This is a genomic window from Actinoallomurus sp. CA-150999 (assembly GCF_050942425.1).
Classification (GTDB): domain Bacteria; phylum Actinomycetota; class Actinomycetes; order Streptosporangiales; family Streptosporangiaceae; genus Actinoallomurus.
The window spans coordinates 6,629,712-6,644,451 of record NZ_CP192063.1; the positions used below are offsets into that span (position 1 = coordinate 6,629,712).

The following is a 14,740-nucleotide window of genomic DNA, read 5'->3' on the forward strand; positions in this document are numbered from 1 at the left end:
AGGGACACCATGCACGACACACTGGTCCAGGTCCGCCGCGAGGACCATCTGTGGTGGGTCGGCCTCGACCGGCCCGCCAAGCACAACGCGCTCGACCAGGCGATGGTGGCCGAGCTGGAGACGGTGCTGGACGAGGCCCGCCGCAGCCCGTCCATCCTGATCGTGCACTCCACCACTCCCGGCATGTTCGCCGCCGGCGCCGACATCGCCGAGTTGCGCGACCGCGACGCCGACGCGGCGCTGCTCGCCATCAACGCCGGGCTGTTCGAACGGCTGGAGGCCCACCGCTGGCCGACCATCGCGCTCGTCGACGGCCCTGCCTTCGGCGGCGGCTGCGAGCTGGCGCTGGCCTGCGACTTCCGGATCGCCTCGGGCAACGCGCGGTTCGCCCAGCCGGAACTGTCGCTGGGCATCATCGCGGGCGCCGGAGCGAACTGGCGGCTGCCGCAACTGGTCGGCCTGCCCATCGCCCGCCGCATGCTGTACGCCGGAGCGCGCCTCGACGCGCACCAGGCCCTCACCGCCGGCCTGGTCGACGAAGTGACCGACAACGGCGACGAACTGCCCGAACGCGGCCGGGTACTGGCGAACACCATCGCCGAACGGTCCTGGCGCGCTCTGGAACTGACCAAACTCGCCCTGCGCAGCAGGCAGCCCACGACCACCGCCTTCGATCTGGCCGCCCAGGCCCTGCTGTTCGACGGCGACGACAAGCACGCCCGGATGACGGCCTTCCTGGAGCGGCGAAAACGATGACCCGGGTAGCCGGATCGCGCTGATTCAGTCCTCGGCGGACAGCGCCGACCAGCGTCGCTGGGCGGCCTCGTGCCACGCCTGATGCAGGTCCGTGAAGATGTTCGCGGCACGCACTCCGATCCAGTGCGGCGGCAGCAGCTCCAGCGGCAACTGCGGATCCAGCCCGGGAAACCGCCGCCACGCGTCCACCAGGCGGATCTGGGCGAGCAGCACCTCATCGTCGGGCGCGGGCCGCAGCCCGGCGAACTCTCCGACGAAACCCTCGTACGCGGCGGCCAGGTCACCCAGATGCCAGGCCTGCTCCACCATGGTGCGCTCCGAGCCGATGCCCGAGAACGGGCCGCAGACGGAGAAGACCGTGAGGTCCAGGCCGAGGCCGTCCACCACCTGCTTGGCCTCGGCCTCCCGAGAGCCGTGCGGGCTGATCCACACCCCCGGCATCGGACTGCCCAGGCCCGCCCACGTCAGCCTCGTACGCAGCTGGTGGCGCAGATCACGCCTCGATTCCGGCACGCTGACCAGCAGCACGAGCCAGTGCCCGTCCCATGAATCACGCTCGCGACCGAACGAATAGATCCGCTCCGCGCCCTCGCTCAGCAGCGCGCGGCCGTGCTCGGTCAACGCCCAGCGGACTCGCCGCCCCGCCCGATCCGCCGCGATCCAGCCGTCGGCCGCCATCCGGTTCAGCGCCTGCCGGGCGGACTTCTCCTCGATCTCCAGACCGCCCAGCACATGCAGCAGCGTCGAGGTCCACACCGGCCGGCCCTGCGGCAGCACGTACTCGCCGAACACGGTCAGCAGCAATGACCGGGCGCTGCCCGAACCGGTCTGCCGGCGACGGGTATAGGACGGCGTGGTCGTGCTCTCGTCACGCGACATGGCCGACGGAACACTCCTCAACTGGGCATCGTCCTCAGAACCGGACCCTTAATTCTACAAGAGCCTGACGGGTCACCCCCTCCACGTAGCGGAACCGGCCTGGTCCGCTACGCCGGCGCTGCCGCCCTCGATCGTCCGTCGACCCTGGCCGGCGGCCGGTCGCCCGTGCGCTCGCGTCGCCACATCGTCCGGTACGGGCCGGGCCGGGCCAGCAGGTCCGCGTGGCGGCCGCGCTGCACCACGCGGCCGGCGTCGAGCACGATGATCTCGTCGACGGCGTCCAGCGCGGCCAGGCGGTGGGTGACGAGCAGGGTCGTCCGGCCCTCGGTGGCCGCGAGCAGGTCGGCGGTGAGTTCGTCGGCGGTCGCGGTGTCGAGGTGTTCGGCGGGCTCGTCGAGCAGCAGCACCGGGAAGTCGGCCAGCAGGGCACGGGCCAGCGCGATGCGCTGGCGCTGGCCGCCGGAGACCTGGGCGCCCTCTTCGCCGACACGGGTGTCCAGGCCCCGCGGGAGCCCGTCGACCCAGTCCAGCAGCCGGGCCCGGCTCAGGGCGTCGCGGATCTCCTCCTCGGTGGCGGACCGCCGCGCGAGCCGGATGTTCTCCCCGATCGTCGTGTCGAACAGGTGGGCGTCCTGCGCGCACAGCCCGACCACGCGGCGCACGTCGTCACCGGCGAGTTCCCGCAGCTCGACCCCGTTCAGCGACACGAGTCCCGACGCGGACGGGAGGAAGCGCAGCAGGACGGCGGTCAGCGTGGTCTTGCCCGACCCGCTCGACCCGACGACGGCGCACCTGCGGCCCGGCGCGAGGTCGAGGGAGACGCCGTCGAGGACGTGCGGCCCGTCGGGCGTCCACCGGGCCCGCAGGTCCTCGACCCGCAGGGTGTACGGGGCCGATGGCAGCGCCGCCGGCTCCGCCGGGTCGCGCACCGGCTCGTCCCGGTCCAGCACGGCGAAGACGCGGGCGGCCGAGCGGCGGGCCCGCTGCAGGTGCTGCGCGGCGAGTGGAAGCCCGGCCACGACCTCGAACGCCGCCAGCGGGAGCAGCGCGATCACGGCGAGCAGCGTGCCGTCGAGCCGCCCGGACCGCACGGCGGGCACGCCGACCACGAGGGCAGCCCAGACCGTGAGGCCGCCGGCCAGCGCCGTGATGGCCGCACCGGCCCCCGCGGTCCCGGCCGAGCGGGCCGACGCCCGAGTCAGCTCGCGATCCAGGCGCGCGGCCGTGGCGAGCCGGTCGGCGGCGGCGCCGTAGGCCACCAGCTCGGGAGCCCCGCGCAGCGAGTCGACGAGTTGCGCCGTCAGCTCGCCGCGCAGATCGGCCGTACGGTGTTCCGCGCGCCGGGCCACGGTGGCCGACAGCCACGGGGCACCGACGCCCGCGACCAGCAGGCCGGCCAGCAGGAGCGCGCCCGCCGAGGGCAGCAGGGCCCACGCCAGGCCCACCGACGCCCCGCCGACGAGGACGGCTGCCGCGGAGGGCAGCAACACGCGAAGGTAGAGGTCCTGAACGGCGTCGACGTCGGAGACGAGCCGACCGAGCAGATCGCCGCCGCGTGCTCGGGGAAGCCCGGCCGGGACGAGCCGTTCCAGCCGCTCGTACACCCGTGCCCGCAGGTCGGCGAGGACACGGAACGTCGCGTCATGGCCGATCAGCCGTTCGGCGTAGCGGAACACGCCCCGGCCGATCCCGAACGCCCGCACCGCCACGATCGCGACCATGAGCACGAGCACCGGCGGATGCTGCGCGGCCCGGGAGATGAGCCAGGCGGACGTCGCCATCAGTCCGACGCCGCTGCCCAGCGCCAGCGTGCCGCACAGCGCGGCGAGCGCCATCCGGCCACCTGCCGGCCGGGCCGCCGCGAGCAGCCGGAGGACCGGCCCGCCACCTGCCGGGACGCGACCGCCTCCGCCGCCGCGTCGAGGCAGTCGGAGGACCGGCACGCTGCCCTGCGCCCGCCCGCTCCTCGGTATCGGTCTCATGCCACGGCCTCCATCGCTCCGACGTGCACGACCCGGTCGGCGAGCGCGGCCAGGGCCGGCCGGTGCGCGACGAGCACGACCGTGCGCCCGGCCGCCAGGCGCCGTACGGCCTTGATCACCGCGGCCTCGCTCTCGGTATCGAGGCCGGCCGTCGGTTCGTCGAGCAGCAGCAGCGGGGCGTCACGCAGGAACGCGCGGGCGAGCGCGATCCGCCGGCGCTGCCCGGCGGACAGGCCGGTCCCGCGCTCGCCGAGCGGCGTGGCGAAGCCCTGCGGCAGCGCGTCGATGAACTCCTCGGCGAAGGCGTCGCGGGCGGCTCGCCGTACGTCCTCGTCGGAGGCCTCCGGGTGGCCCAGGCGGATGTTGTCGGCGACGGTGCCGGCGAACAGGTACGGCCGCTGGGGAACCCAGGCGGCCCGCGCCCGCCAGGCGTCCGGGTCGAACTCTCCGAGGTCGGCCCCGTCCACGAGGACACGCCCCGTGTCAGGGCGGACGAAACCGAGGAGCACGGCGAGCAGCGTCGACTTGCCGGACCCGCTCGGCCCGGTGAGAGCGACGGTCTCCCCCGGGCGTACGACGAGCGAGAGGCCGTCGAGGGCCGGGGCCTCCCGCCCCTCGTACGCCACCGTCACGTCCTCGAGCCGGATCGTCGCGAGCGCCGGGTCGGGCACGTCGGTCCGCGCGCCGTGACGCGGGAGCGGCGTCTCGATCACCTCGAAGATCCGCTGGGCGGCGGTGATCCCCTCGACGCTCGCGTGGTACTGCGCGCCGACCTGGCGCAGCGGAAGGTACGCCTCCGGCGCGAGGATCAGGACGAGCAGCGCCGTCCGCAGGCCGACCTCCCCATCGACCAGCCGCAGTCCGATCGAGACGGCGACGAGGGCCACGGAGATCGTCGAGAGCAACTCCAGCGCCAGCGCGGACAGGAACGCCACCCGCAGGCTGGCCATGGTCTCGGCGCGGTACCGCTCGGTGACCTCGCGGACGGCGCGCGCCTGTGCCTTCGCCCGGCCGAAGACCTTCAGCGTCGGCAGGCCCTCGACGGCGTCGAGGAAGTGCCCGGACAGCAGGGACAGGGTGCGCCACTGGCGGTCCATCGTCTTCTGGGCGGCCAGCCCGACCAGGATCGCGAAGACCGGGATCAGCGGCAGCGTCAGCGCGATGATCAGCGCCGACGACCAGTCGCCGAACAGGATCCGCGCGCCGACCGCCGCCGGCACGAGCCCGGCCAGCACGAGCTGCGGGAGGTACCGCGAGAAGTAGCCGTCCAGCGCGTCGATTCCGCGCGTGGCGAGGGTGGCGAGCTCGCCACTGCGCTCGCCGGACAGCCACCGCGGGCCGAGCGCCATCGCCCGTTCGAGCAGGAGACCGCGCAGCTGCGACTTCACCGCGGCGGACGAGCGGTGCGCGGCGACCTCCTGCAGCCAGGCGACCAGCGCCCGGCCCGCGACGACGGCCAGGAGGAGCAGCAACGGCGTGCGGGACGCGGCGAGCGATGCGCCGCCGAGGAAGACGTCGCTGATCAGGGCCGCGAGCAGGGTCGCCTGCGCGATGACCAGCCCGGCCGTGGCGGTGCCGAGGACCACCGACCCGGCGAGGTACGCCCGCGTCGTCCGGGCGTACCGCAGGAGCCGCGGGTCGAAGGGTCTCATTTCGCCGGCTCCGGGGCGCGTCGCGCCTGGCGGAGGTGCGCGGCGTCGATGCGCCGGCGGAACACCCAGTACGTCCAGCCCTGGTAGAGCATCACCAGCGGGGTGAACGCGACCGCGGCGATCGTCATGATCTTCAGCGTGTACGGGGAAGACGCGGCGTTGGTCGTGGTGAGGCTGTTGGCGGCGGCGATCGTCGAGGGCATGACGTCGGGGAACAGCGCCGTGAACATCGTCACGACCGCGCACACGATGGCCATGCCGGTGCCGACGAACGCCCAGCCGTCGCGGCCCCGGACGATCGCGACGGCCGCGCCGGCCAGCCCCGCGGCGGCCGCCGCCACGGTCACCCAGGTCACCGGCTTGCCATGCTGAAGCTGCGTGATCACCAGGAACAGCCCGCCCACCACGATCGCGGCCGCCACGGCGACCTTCGCGACCCGGACGGCCCGCGCACGGACGTCCCCCGCCGTCTTGAGCGACAGGAAGACCGCGCCGTGCAGCACGAACAGCGTGAGCGTGGTGAGCCCGCCGAGCAGGGCGTAGGGGTTCAGCAGGTCGGTCAGCGTGCCGACGTACTCGTGCCGGGCGTCCAGCCGTACGCCCCGGGTGAGGTTCGCGAAGACCACGCCCCACATGAACGCGGGGACGACGCTGCCCCAGAAGATCGCGCGATCCCAGCGGCGCCGCCAGTGCGGCTCCTCGCGCTTGCCGCGATATTCGAACGCCACGCCGCGCACGATCAGCGCGAGCAGCACCGCTAGCAGGGGCAGGTAGAACCCACTGAACAGGCTGGCGTACCACTCCGGGAAGGCGGCGAACGTCCCGGCGCCCGCGACGATGAACCAGACCTCGTTGCCGTCCCAGACCGGCCCGATGGCGTTCAGCAGGACACGGCGCTCGGTGTCGTCCCGGCCGAGCACCGGCAGCAGAGCGCCGACGCCGAAGTCGAAGCCCTCCAGGAAGAAGTAGCCGGTCCACAAGAAGGCGATGATGATGAACCAGACGGTGGTGCCATCCATGACGCGGACCTCCTTGTCAGTAGGCGAAGGTGAGTGGCTGTTCGGCGGATTCGTCGCCGTGCGGAGGCGGCGCGACGTCCTCCTCCGAGGGCGGGCCCGCCTTGACGTACCGGGCCATCAGCCCGGTCTCGATGACGATGAGGACGCCGTAGAGGGTGGTCAGCGCGAGGACGGAGATGAGCATCGACGTGGCCGAGACGCCGGGCGAGACGCTCGCGGACGTCTTGAGCACTCCGTACACCGACCAGGGCTGGCGGCCCATCTCGGTGAAGATCCAGCCGGCGGAGTTCGCGACGAACGGCAGGATGAGCGACACCACGCCGGCCCGCCAGATCCAGCGGTTCTTGGGGAGGCGTCCGCGCCGCATGAGCCACAGGCCGAGCAGGGCGATGAGCGCGGTGAGGAACCCGATGCCGGCCATGATCCGGAAGTTCCAGTAGGTCACCGGGACGACCGGGCGGTAGTTGCCCGGGCCGTACTTGGCCTGTTCGGCGGCCTGCACGTCATTGATGCCGTCGACCTTGCCGCTGAAACTCCCGGTGGCCAGGAACGACAGGACCCGTGGCACCTTGACGCTGAAGACCTCCTTGCGGCCGTCGAGGGTGCCCACGGTGAACAGCGAGAACGCCGCCGGCTGTTCCGTCTTGTAGAGCGCCTCGGCCGCGGCCATCTTCATCGGCTGCTGCCTGGTCATGACCTTGCCCTGCTGGTCGCCCGTGATGGCCACGCCGAGCGAGGCGATCAGCGTGACGGCCAGGGCGATTTTCATCGACGGCCGGAAGACCTCGACGTGCCGCCGCCGGGCCAGGTGCCACGCGCTGACGCCGACCATGAACAGCCCCGCCGTGACGAACGCCGCGGTGATCGTGTGCGGGAAGGCGACGAGCATCGTGGAGTTGGTGAGCACGGCCCAGAAATCGGTGAGCCGGGCTCGCCCGGTGGCCGGATCGAGGTGGTAGCCGACCGGGTGCTGCATCCAGGAGTTGGCTGCGAGGATGAAGTACGCCGACAGCAGCGTCCCGACGGCGACGATCCAGATGCAGGCCAGGTGGAGCTTCTTCGGCAGCTTGTCCCAGCCGAAGATCCACAGTCCCAGGAAGGTCGACTCGAGAAAGAACGCGAGCAGGCCCTCCATCGCCAGCGGCGCGCCGAAGACGTCACCGACGAACCGGGAGTAGGCGCTCCAGTTCATCCCGAACTGGAACTCCTGCACGATCCCGGTGACGATCCCCATCGCGAAGTTGATCAGGAGGAGCTTCCCCCAGAACTTCGTCGCGCGGAGGTACCGCGTGGCGCCCGTCCGTACCCATGCCGTCTGCAGGCCCGCGACGAGCGCGGACAGGCCGATCGTCAGGGGGACGAAGAAGAAGTGGTAGATCGTGGTGATCCCGAACTGCCACCGGGCGATGTCGAGCGGGTTCATCCCCGCGCCTCCCAATCAACTACTACGACTCGTAGTACTACCTCTCGTAGTAGATCCTAGGGCCCGCCGTGACCGCACGTTCCGTAACGTCGGTCACACCACCCGCCACGCGCTTGTCCCCGTCAGTCCGGCCGTACCGCGCCCGGTACCGGGACGAACTGACCGGCCCGCGGCCCGACGCCGAAGAAGTGAGCCAACGCGGCGACGACCCGCGCGGCGGCGCGGCCGTCTCCGTGGGGGTTGATGGCTCCCGCCATGCGCTGGTACGCGGCCTGATCCCGCAGGAGGCGCCGGACCGCCAGGACGATGACGTCCGGATCGATGCCGACCAGACGGGCGGTCCCGGCCTCGAAGCCTCCCGCACGACGGGGTTGGGGTGCAGCGGGATGACGGTCTCCACAGCGGAAGACACCTCGGCCGGTCCTCGGCCGGATCCGAGAGCGGCCGGCCCGCCGGTGTTGTGCGCGAGGACGGAGTCGAACCGCCACAGTCGAAACGTCCCGTTTACAGCGGGGTGGGCTCACCACGTGCCCAGCTCGCGCAGGGTGACCGACCGGACTCGCACCGGCTTCCACCAGGATCACAACCTGGTCCCTCGACTACTTCGGGATCGGTCACAGTACCCAGTGACGGAGTCGAACCGCCGTTAACGCCGTGTGAAAGCGCCGCTCTCCCATTGAGCTAACCGGGCTCGTGACCGCCGGGATCAAACCGGCGGTGCTCGCGTACCCCCAGCAGGAGTCGAACCTGCGCTCCCGGCTCCGCAAGCCGGTGCTCTGTCCACTGAGCTATGAGGGCGTGGTACCCGGTGGAGGTGCCGCACTGCTGCTGAACCAACCGGGCATGGCGCTTGTGACCGGACTCGAACCGGCGTCTCCCTCGTTGACAACGAGATGCTCTGGCCGCTGAGCTACACAAGCAGGAGCGAAAGCCGCGCGGCGTCGTGCCACATGAGCGCGACACGGCCGGAACGGCGGCCGACACCGATCTGGCGGAAGGTGAGGGATTCGAACCCCCGCAGGTGTAACCCTGGCCACCGCTTTCAAGGCGGGCGCAATACCGGACTCTGCCAACCTTCCAGGTGCGGAAAGGCGAGGGACTTGAACCCCCGGCACGGCACGGGCCGTGCCACGCCGCTTCCAACGGCGCTCCTCGTCCAGCCGGACGCCTTCCAAGAGTTCCCCGAGCTGGGATCGAACCAGCGATCTCCCGCACATCAGACGGGCGCCTTAACCTGCTTGGCCACCGGGGATCGAGCGGAGGGTGTGCGGCTCGAACGCACGCGGGGGTGATCCCCGACCTCGGGTTAGCAACCCGGTCCCTTCCCGGCTCGGGCAACCCTCCTTGCGTACCGTCCCCGGGACTCGAACCCGGACCATCCGCGTCCTCAACGCGGCGCCTCTACCTGATTGGGCTAGGACGGCTTGAGAGTGGGTGACGGGACTCGAACCCGCCCCCCGGACATGGCGAGCCCGGATGCCTCCGACAACACTTCACCCACACAGAGCCCCTCCCCGGTGCCGACCCGGGCGGCCCGCCCTGCCAAGGGCGGGTGGACGCTGGTCCTGAAGGGCGTAGCTCCGGGAGCGGGAGTCGAACCCGCGAGTCCGTGGTTCAAGGCCGCGGTGCCGACGCCGACGCGGCATCCCGGATCATGGAGCCTCCGGTCGGACTCGAACCGACGACCACCTGTTTACGAGACAGGCGCTCTCCCTGTTGAGCTACAGAGGCATGTGCTTCTGACCGCCAGAGGTTCCTCCCCGCGCCTATGGTCCGCGGGTTCTCCCCCCGGCGGGCCCGCCTAGGCTGCCGCCCGACCGGCGGACCACGGTCCGTGGAAAGGTTCGGTGGCCGCCGCCACCGGCCCCCTTTCTCGCGTGCGCCCGGCGGGCTTCGAACCCGCATCCTTCTGGCTCTCGACCAGACGCCTCGTACCTGATTGGGCTACAGGCGCTCACGCCCCAGAGCGATGCCATGCTCGAGGTGTAGCTGCTGGGGCAGGGGTCGAACCTGCGTGACGCGATCCAGAGCCGCGCATCCTGCCATTGGATGACCCAGCATCGAGTAACGGGAGGCGGGCTTCGAACCCGCAAACCACCGATTTTGAGCCGGTGAGGTATGCCAATTCCCTTCACTCCCGCGAGCTCGTAACGTCGGTCGGTCGGGGCTCGAACCCGAACGTGGCCCCTCAGCTGGGCCCGCCGCCCTCCGTCGTACGCCGTCGGGGGATCGAACCCCGCTCCGCGGATTAAGAGTCCGCTGCATAACCAGCCATGCTCACGGCGCTTGGGGACCGTCCGAGGGCTGTTACTCCCGTCGGCGCAGTCGGCAAGCCGCACCCGGGAGTCGAACCCGGTTCCCCTGCTTGGAAGGCAGGTGCCTCACCACTTCGGCTTCTGCGGCATGTGCCCGCGATCGGCGGGCAGAGCGCCTCCACCAGGAGTCGAACCCGGATCCCCCGTTCCGAAGACGGGTGCTCTGTCCATTGAGCTACGAAGGCTGGTGCAAGGAAGGCGCGTTTCGTTACCAGCCCTCACGCGCCACACCGTCATCGGTCGGGATGCACGGACTCGAACCGCGCGTCTCCTGGTCCCCAAGCCAGGCGCTCTACCTGCTGAGCAGCGTCCCGTTGCACCGTGCGTACGTTGCCGTCTGCGTATGACAGTTCGGACACAAGAAGCACAAGTTTTCTGCCCGGCAGTCAAGACGGTCGCCGTTGATGTGCTCCACCTGGAGGCGTAGCGGCTTGTTTCGGCGTTTGCCGTACCCGGTCCGGATCTCTCCGAGATGGCTCGTATCCAACCCAAGCTCCAGCGCGGTTCGCCCAAGGAGGGTTCCATGTTCCCGCCTCCTGGCGGGAACACCAGGCGGGGCGCCATCTCCCCTTCATCCCGTTGCGGGGCGGGCGTACATCACACGCCGTCTGTCCTCGACGTCGTACGCCGCCACCGTGGACCCCCTCGGATTCGAACCGAGATCCCTCTCCTTGCAGGGGAGACGCTCTGCCAGTTGGAGCTAGAGGCCCTTGGTCCCCACGCCCCTACGGGCGCGGGGACGGCTCCCGATCGGCGGCCACCGTCGCTTGGAGTTCAGGTGACCGCCGGCCGGGAGGGTCCCCGGTGAGCCGTCGCAGTGCGACGGCTCACCTGGGACGTGCGCAGGTGCGGTCCTTGGCGTCGCCGGGTTGTTCTCAGCCGAAGCCGAAGACCTCCCGTGGACGGCTATGGACTGCGCCTGCTTATTTGGTGTCTTCCGCTGTGGAGTTATCAAGTGATTCCGTACCCCCGCCCGTAAGAAGGGGTCTGGCATGAGCGGCAGGAGTCGAACCCGCATCCTGCCGGTTTTGGAGACCGGCTGCCTATCCGCTGGCTCGCCCATAAGAAAAGGCCGCTGTGGATGTTCCTCGGCGGCCTCTGGGAGTAGGACTCACGGTCTCTACCCAGGGGCCTCCAGTGACATGAGGTATCGTCCGGCCAGGTCACACGGCTGCCCGCGCCAGCCGGCGATAAGCATGTACGCCACTTTCGGATTCCTTCCCTGTCGCTTTCTGATGTCCATCTTAGGATCTCGGCGTTGAGACTCAACAGGTTTTTCTAGGGTGAGCCTCCATCCGATTGACGTTGGCTTGGCGTGCCCGGTTCCCCGGAACCGGCGTGAATGTTCCGGGCGATCAATAGAGGAATACCGCCGACCTGCGCGAGGCGGCGTCGAAGGTATCGAGATGCGCCCGTGGACGCTCTCGGCCTGCGACGGTCGGACCACGGCGGCCACGACCGCGGCCTGGGGTGGCCGTGGTTGACATGGCAACACCGAGCAGGCCAAACTTTCGCCCAGGCTACTGGTAAGACCAGTTAACTTCCTCGGAACCTCCAGGGATCTGCCAAAGGAGCGCCCCGGATGACCAACGCCTCCCCGCATCCGCCGTCCGTGAGCGATGCCTTCCACGGCAGGATCGGCACGACCTACGAGGAGTCGACTCCGTGGTGGCCCGATCCGCAGGCGCTTCCCGAGGGCACGCCCAATGTCGTGGTGATCGTGCTCGACGACGTCGGCTTCTCCGACCTCGGCTGCTTCGGCTCGGACATCGACACCCCCGCCATGGACGCCCTCGCCACCGGTGGCCTTCGCTACACGAACTTCCACACCACCACGCTGTGTTCGCCGAGCCGTGCCTGCCTGCTGACCGGCCGGAACCACCACGCCGTCGGTATGCGAATGCTGTCCAACTTCGACACCGGCTTCCCCAGCGGTCGCGGACGGATCACCAAGGCCGCCGCGACATTGCCCGAGGTGCTGTGCGACAGCGGCTTCAACACCATGGCCGTGGGCAAGTGGCATCTGGCGCCGATGGAGCAGACCACCGCGTCCGGACCGTACACCCAGTGGCCGCTGTCTCGCGGGTTCGAGCGCTACTACGGATTCCTGGAAGCCGAGACGGACAGCTTCTATCCGGAACTGTTCTACGACAACCACGCCGTGGCTCCGCCGAAGAGCCCGGAAGAGGGCTATCACCTCACTGAGGACCTGGTCGACCGGGCGATCGAATTCGTCACGGACCAGACTTCGGTCACTCCGGAGAAGCCCTTCTTCCTGTACCTGGCGCTCGGCGCGGCGCACGCCCCGCACCAGGCTCCTCGGGAATACCTGGAGAAGTACCGGGGCCGGTTCGACCACGGCTGGGACGCCGAGCGCGCCACCCGGCACTCCCGCCAGATCGAGCAGGGCGTCCTGCCGGCCGGCACCGAACTGGCGCCGCGCAACCCCGGGGTCGTTCCCTTCGACGAGCTGTCGGACGACGAGAAGAAGCTGTCGGTACGCCTCCAGGAGGCCTACGCGGCGATGGTCGACCACACCGACCATCACATCGGGCGGCTCATGGAGTTCCTCGAGCGGGTCGGCCGGATGGAGAACACCATCACCATCCTGCTCTCGGACAACGGGGCCAGCCAGGAAGGCGGGCAGCAGGGCTCACTCAACCCCACCGCGTTCCAGAACCGTATCCCCGAGGACCTCGGGGAAATGGTCGCGCGGATCGATGAGATCGGCACCACTCGCGCTCATGCCAACTACCCCTGGGGCTGGGCGCAGGCGGGCAACACGCCGTTCAAGCGCTACAAGCAGAACACTCACGAAGGCGGCGTCCGCTGCCCGCTCATCGTGCACTGGCCTCGGGGGCTGCCGCGCACTGACGAGATCAGGCAGCAGTTCCATCACGTCACCGACATCGTCCCGACCCTTTTCGAACTGCTCGGTCTGCGGGCTCCCGCGGTCCACAACGGCATCCCGCAACTGCCGATCCACGGTGTCAGTATGGCCTACACCTTCGGCTCGCCGACCGCGCCGACGCGCAAGGAGAGCCAGTACTTCGAGATGTTCGGGCACCGCGCGATCTGGCACGACGGCTGGAAGGCCGTCGCGTTCCACGAACGCGGAACATCCTTCGACGCGGACCAGTGGGAGCTCTACCACCACGACACCGACTTCTCGGAGTGCAACGACCTGGCGCGGGAACGGCCCGAGCAACTACAGAAGATGGTCGCCCGATTCTGGGTGGAGGCAGGGAAATACGATGTCCTGCCGCTGGACGACAACGGATTCGCCTACCGGGCGAAGATTCCGCGTCCCGGCTCTCCGCGCAGGCGCACCACGTTCACCTACTACCCCGGCATGGCCCATCTGCCCGTCGCCGCGGTGCCGCCGGTGATGAACCGCGGGCACCGCATCACCGCGTTCGTCGACCGGGACGCCGCGTCGGACGAGGGCGTCCTGGTGTCGCTGGGCAACGTCAGCAGCGGGTACGTCCTGTACGTCAAGGACAACCGGCTGGTCTACGAGTACAACTTCCTCGGCACCCGGTATTCGGTGACCTCGACGGAAGAACTCCCGATCGGCCCGGCGGAGCTGACCTTCGAATTCGTCAAGACCGGTGACATGCGGGGCGTCGGACACCTGTTCGTGTCGGGAAGGCCGGTCGGTACCGAGGCCATTCCGCGGGTCCTGCCGCACTTCCTGGGATGGCAGGGCCTCGACGTCGGCCGGGACACCCTGTCGCCGTCCTCCCCCAACTACGACGGCGAATTCGCGTTCACCGGAGAGCTCGAGAAGGTCGTCTTCACGGTCGCGCCGGACGAAGAGAGCACGGAGCCCTTCGAGCGAATCGACTGACCCACGACCACCGATGAGGCCGCCTCCGCTGATCAGCGGAGGCGGCCTCGGCCGTCTTCAGTCAGTTGGGCGGCGTGTAACGTCCGTCGATCGCCGTCCAGCCGCCGTCCACGAAAAGCTGGCTCCCCGTGACGAAGGATGACGCGTCCGACGCGAGGTAGACGACGGCGCCCGCCAGTTCGTCGGGCCGGGACCAGCGGCCCAGGGCGCTCTTGGTCGCATAGGCCTCCGACCATTCCGGCACGGCCCTGATCTGCGCGGTCAGCGGTGTGTCCACGACGCCCGGGGCGATGGTGTTCACTCGCACGCCCGACGGACCCAGCTCGGCGGCCGCGGTCCGCAGCAGCTGGACGAGGCCGGCCTTCGTGGCCGCGTACACTCCCTGTCCCGGCTCGACGGCCACCGCGCGGATCGAGCTGAAGCCGATGATGCTTCCCCTGCCGCGTTCGGCCATGCCACGGCCGAAGGCCCGCACCAGGTCGAAGGACGCGCGCAGGTTGAGCGCCACGACCCGCTCGAACTCCTCCGCCGTGTAGTCGAGCAGGCACTTGCGCACGTTCGTCGCGGCGGTGAAGACGAGCACGTCGACGGGTCCGAGCTCCTCGGCGGCACGCGCGACCGCCTCGCCGTCGAGCACGTCGAGGGCGTACGCCGACAGGCCCGGCCCCATCGACGCCGTCGCCGTGGCCGCTGTCAGGTCCTGGTCGGCGCACACCACCGTGGCGCCGTGCGCGGCGAGGGCCAGGGCGCTCTCGCGGCCGATTCCGCTGCCCGCGCCCACCACGACGGCGCTGCGGCCGTCGAGCCTGAACAGGCGGGAGTACGCCTCCACTGCATCGGTGCGGTCCTCTGCTTGCATGGTCC

At 70.0% G+C, this 14,740-nt stretch carries 10 protein-coding genes and 21 tRNA genes; 2 read left to right on the plus strand and 29 right to left on the minus strand.

Going from position 1 to position 14,740, the window contains the following annotated elements:
* The first annotated feature begins 9 nt into the window (after positions 1 to 9).
* Entirely contained in the window at positions 10 to 756 is a 747-nt protein-coding gene (locus ACQP2O_RS30630; protein WP_433171071.1) for an enoyl-CoA hydratase/isomerase family protein, read from the plus strand.
* A gap of 24 nt (positions 757 to 780) precedes the next feature.
* On the opposite strand, the gene ACQP2O_RS30635 is transcribed toward ACQP2O_RS30630, so the two are convergent.
* The 28 genes from ACQP2O_RS30635 to ACQP2O_RS30770 all read right to left on the minus strand — a co-directional run bounded on the left by ACQP2O_RS30635 (position 781) and on the right by ACQP2O_RS30770 (position 11,089).
* Positions 781 to 1,635, minus strand: coding sequence for a PaaX family transcriptional regulator (locus ACQP2O_RS30635; RefSeq protein WP_433171073.1), 855 nt, complete (start codon positions 1,633 to 1,635; stop codon positions 781 to 783).
* A gap of 107 nt (positions 1,636 to 1,742) precedes the next feature.
* Entirely contained in the window at positions 1,743 to 3,617 is a 1,875-nt protein-coding gene (cydC, locus tag ACQP2O_RS30640; protein WP_433171075.1) for a thiol reductant ABC exporter subunit CydC, read from the minus strand.
* Positions 3,614 to 5,269, minus strand: a complete 1,656-nt coding sequence (gene cydD / locus ACQP2O_RS30645; protein ID WP_433171077.1) for a thiol reductant ABC exporter subunit CydD — start codon at positions 5,267 to 5,269, stop codon at positions 3,614 to 3,616. Before cydD ends, cydC begins: the two co-directional genes overlap by 4 nt.
* On the minus strand, positions 5,266 to 6,288 hold the full coding sequence (gene cydB / locus ACQP2O_RS30650; RefSeq protein WP_433171079.1) for a cytochrome d ubiquinol oxidase subunit II: 1,023 nt from the start codon (positions 6,286 to 6,288) through the stop codon (positions 5,266 to 5,268). The genes cydD and cydB overlap by 4 nt, the downstream gene beginning before the upstream one ends.
* A gap of 16 nt (positions 6,289 to 6,304) precedes the next feature.
* On the minus strand, positions 6,305 to 7,711 hold the full coding sequence (locus tag ACQP2O_RS30655) for a cytochrome ubiquinol oxidase subunit I (RefSeq protein WP_433171081.1): 1,407 nt from the start codon (positions 7,709 to 7,711) through the stop codon (positions 6,305 to 6,307).
* A 122-nt stretch (positions 7,712 to 7,833) separates the two neighbouring features.
* Positions 7,834 to 8,199 carry a UDP-N-acetylglucosamine 2-epimerase gene (locus tag ACQP2O_RS30660; RefSeq protein WP_433171083.1) on the minus strand — a complete coding sequence of 122 codons (366 nt, stop codon included), beginning with the start codon at positions 8,197 to 8,199 and terminating at the stop codon, positions 7,834 to 7,836.
* Positions 8,173 to 8,253: transfer RNA gene (locus ACQP2O_RS30665), tRNA-Tyr, on the minus strand. Before ACQP2O_RS30665 ends, ACQP2O_RS30660 begins: the two co-directional genes overlap by 27 nt.
* Positions 8,254 to 8,331: 78 nt before the next feature.
* Positions 8,332 to 8,402 (minus strand) — tRNA-Val (locus tag ACQP2O_RS30670).
* A 35-nt stretch (positions 8,403 to 8,437) separates the two neighbouring features.
* A tRNA-Arg gene (locus ACQP2O_RS30675) sits at positions 8,438 to 8,509 on the minus strand.
* 46 nt (positions 8,510 to 8,555) lie between these two features.
* Positions 8,556 to 8,631, minus strand: a tRNA-Asp gene (locus ACQP2O_RS30680).
* Between the two features lie 69 nt (positions 8,632 to 8,700).
* Positions 8,701 to 8,790, minus strand: a tRNA-Ser gene (locus ACQP2O_RS30685).
* A gap of 6 nt (positions 8,791 to 8,796) precedes the next feature.
* Positions 8,797 to 8,884: transfer RNA gene (locus ACQP2O_RS30690), tRNA-Ser, on the minus strand.
* 5 nt (positions 8,885 to 8,889) lie between these two features.
* Positions 8,890 to 8,963, minus strand: a tRNA-Ile gene (locus ACQP2O_RS30695).
* Between the two features lie 5 nt (positions 8,964 to 8,968).
* Positions 8,969 to 9,055, minus strand: a tRNA-Ser gene (locus ACQP2O_RS30700).
* Between the two features lie 5 nt (positions 9,056 to 9,060).
* A tRNA-Leu gene (locus ACQP2O_RS30705) sits at positions 9,061 to 9,135 on the minus strand.
* Between the two features lie 5 nt (positions 9,136 to 9,140).
* A tRNA-Gly gene (locus ACQP2O_RS30710) sits at positions 9,141 to 9,212 on the minus strand.
* Between the two features lie 77 nt (positions 9,213 to 9,289).
* Positions 9,290 to 9,363: transfer RNA gene (locus ACQP2O_RS30715), tRNA-Gln, on the minus strand.
* A 3-nt stretch (positions 9,364 to 9,366) separates the two neighbouring features.
* Positions 9,367 to 9,442: transfer RNA gene (locus tag ACQP2O_RS30720), tRNA-Thr, on the minus strand.
* Positions 9,443 to 9,589: 147 nt separating this feature from the next.
* A tRNA-Leu gene (locus tag ACQP2O_RS30725) sits at positions 9,590 to 9,665 on the minus strand.
* A 35-nt stretch (positions 9,666 to 9,700) separates the two neighbouring features.
* A tRNA-Gln gene (locus tag ACQP2O_RS30730) sits at positions 9,701 to 9,771 on the minus strand.
* 6 nt (positions 9,772 to 9,777) lie between these two features.
* A tRNA-Leu gene (locus ACQP2O_RS30735) sits at positions 9,778 to 9,852 on the minus strand.
* Positions 9,853 to 9,925: 73 nt separating this feature from the next.
* Positions 9,926 to 9,997, minus strand: a tRNA-Lys gene (locus ACQP2O_RS30740).
* Between the two features lie 45 nt (positions 9,998 to 10,042).
* A tRNA-Gly gene (locus ACQP2O_RS30745) sits at positions 10,043 to 10,114 on the minus strand.
* 25 nt (positions 10,115 to 10,139) lie between these two features.
* Positions 10,140 to 10,211 (minus strand) — tRNA-Arg (locus ACQP2O_RS30750).
* Positions 10,212 to 10,266: 55 nt separating this feature from the next.
* Positions 10,267 to 10,340, minus strand: a tRNA-Pro gene (locus tag ACQP2O_RS30755).
* The gene (locus ACQP2O_RS30760; protein WP_433171085.1) at positions 10,319 to 10,513 is read right to left on the minus strand and encodes an HNH endonuclease; all 195 of its coding nucleotides are present in this window, start codon (positions 10,511 to 10,513) and stop codon (positions 10,319 to 10,321) included. The genes ACQP2O_RS30755 and ACQP2O_RS30760 overlap by 22 nt, the downstream gene beginning before the upstream one ends.
* A gap of 149 nt (positions 10,514 to 10,662) precedes the next feature.
* Positions 10,663 to 10,736, minus strand: a tRNA-Ala gene (locus tag ACQP2O_RS30765).
* A 278-nt stretch (positions 10,737 to 11,014) separates the two neighbouring features.
* Positions 11,015 to 11,089 (minus strand) — tRNA-Trp (locus tag ACQP2O_RS30770).
* A 519-nt stretch (positions 11,090 to 11,608) separates the two neighbouring features.
* Here ACQP2O_RS30770 and ACQP2O_RS30775 point away from each other — a divergent pair.
* Positions 11,609 to 13,876 (plus strand): arylsulfatase, encoded by a 2,268-nt coding sequence (locus ACQP2O_RS30775; RefSeq protein WP_433171087.1) that lies wholly within the window; start codon positions 11,609 to 11,611, stop codon positions 13,874 to 13,876.
* Between the two features lie 61 nt (positions 13,877 to 13,937).
* On the opposite strand, the gene ACQP2O_RS30780 is transcribed toward ACQP2O_RS30775, so the two are convergent.
* Positions 13,938 to 14,735 (minus strand): SDR family NAD(P)-dependent oxidoreductase, encoded by a 798-nt coding sequence (locus tag ACQP2O_RS30780; RefSeq protein WP_433191207.1) that lies wholly within the window; start codon positions 14,733 to 14,735, stop codon positions 13,938 to 13,940.
* Positions 14,736 to 14,740: the final 5 nt, after the last annotated feature.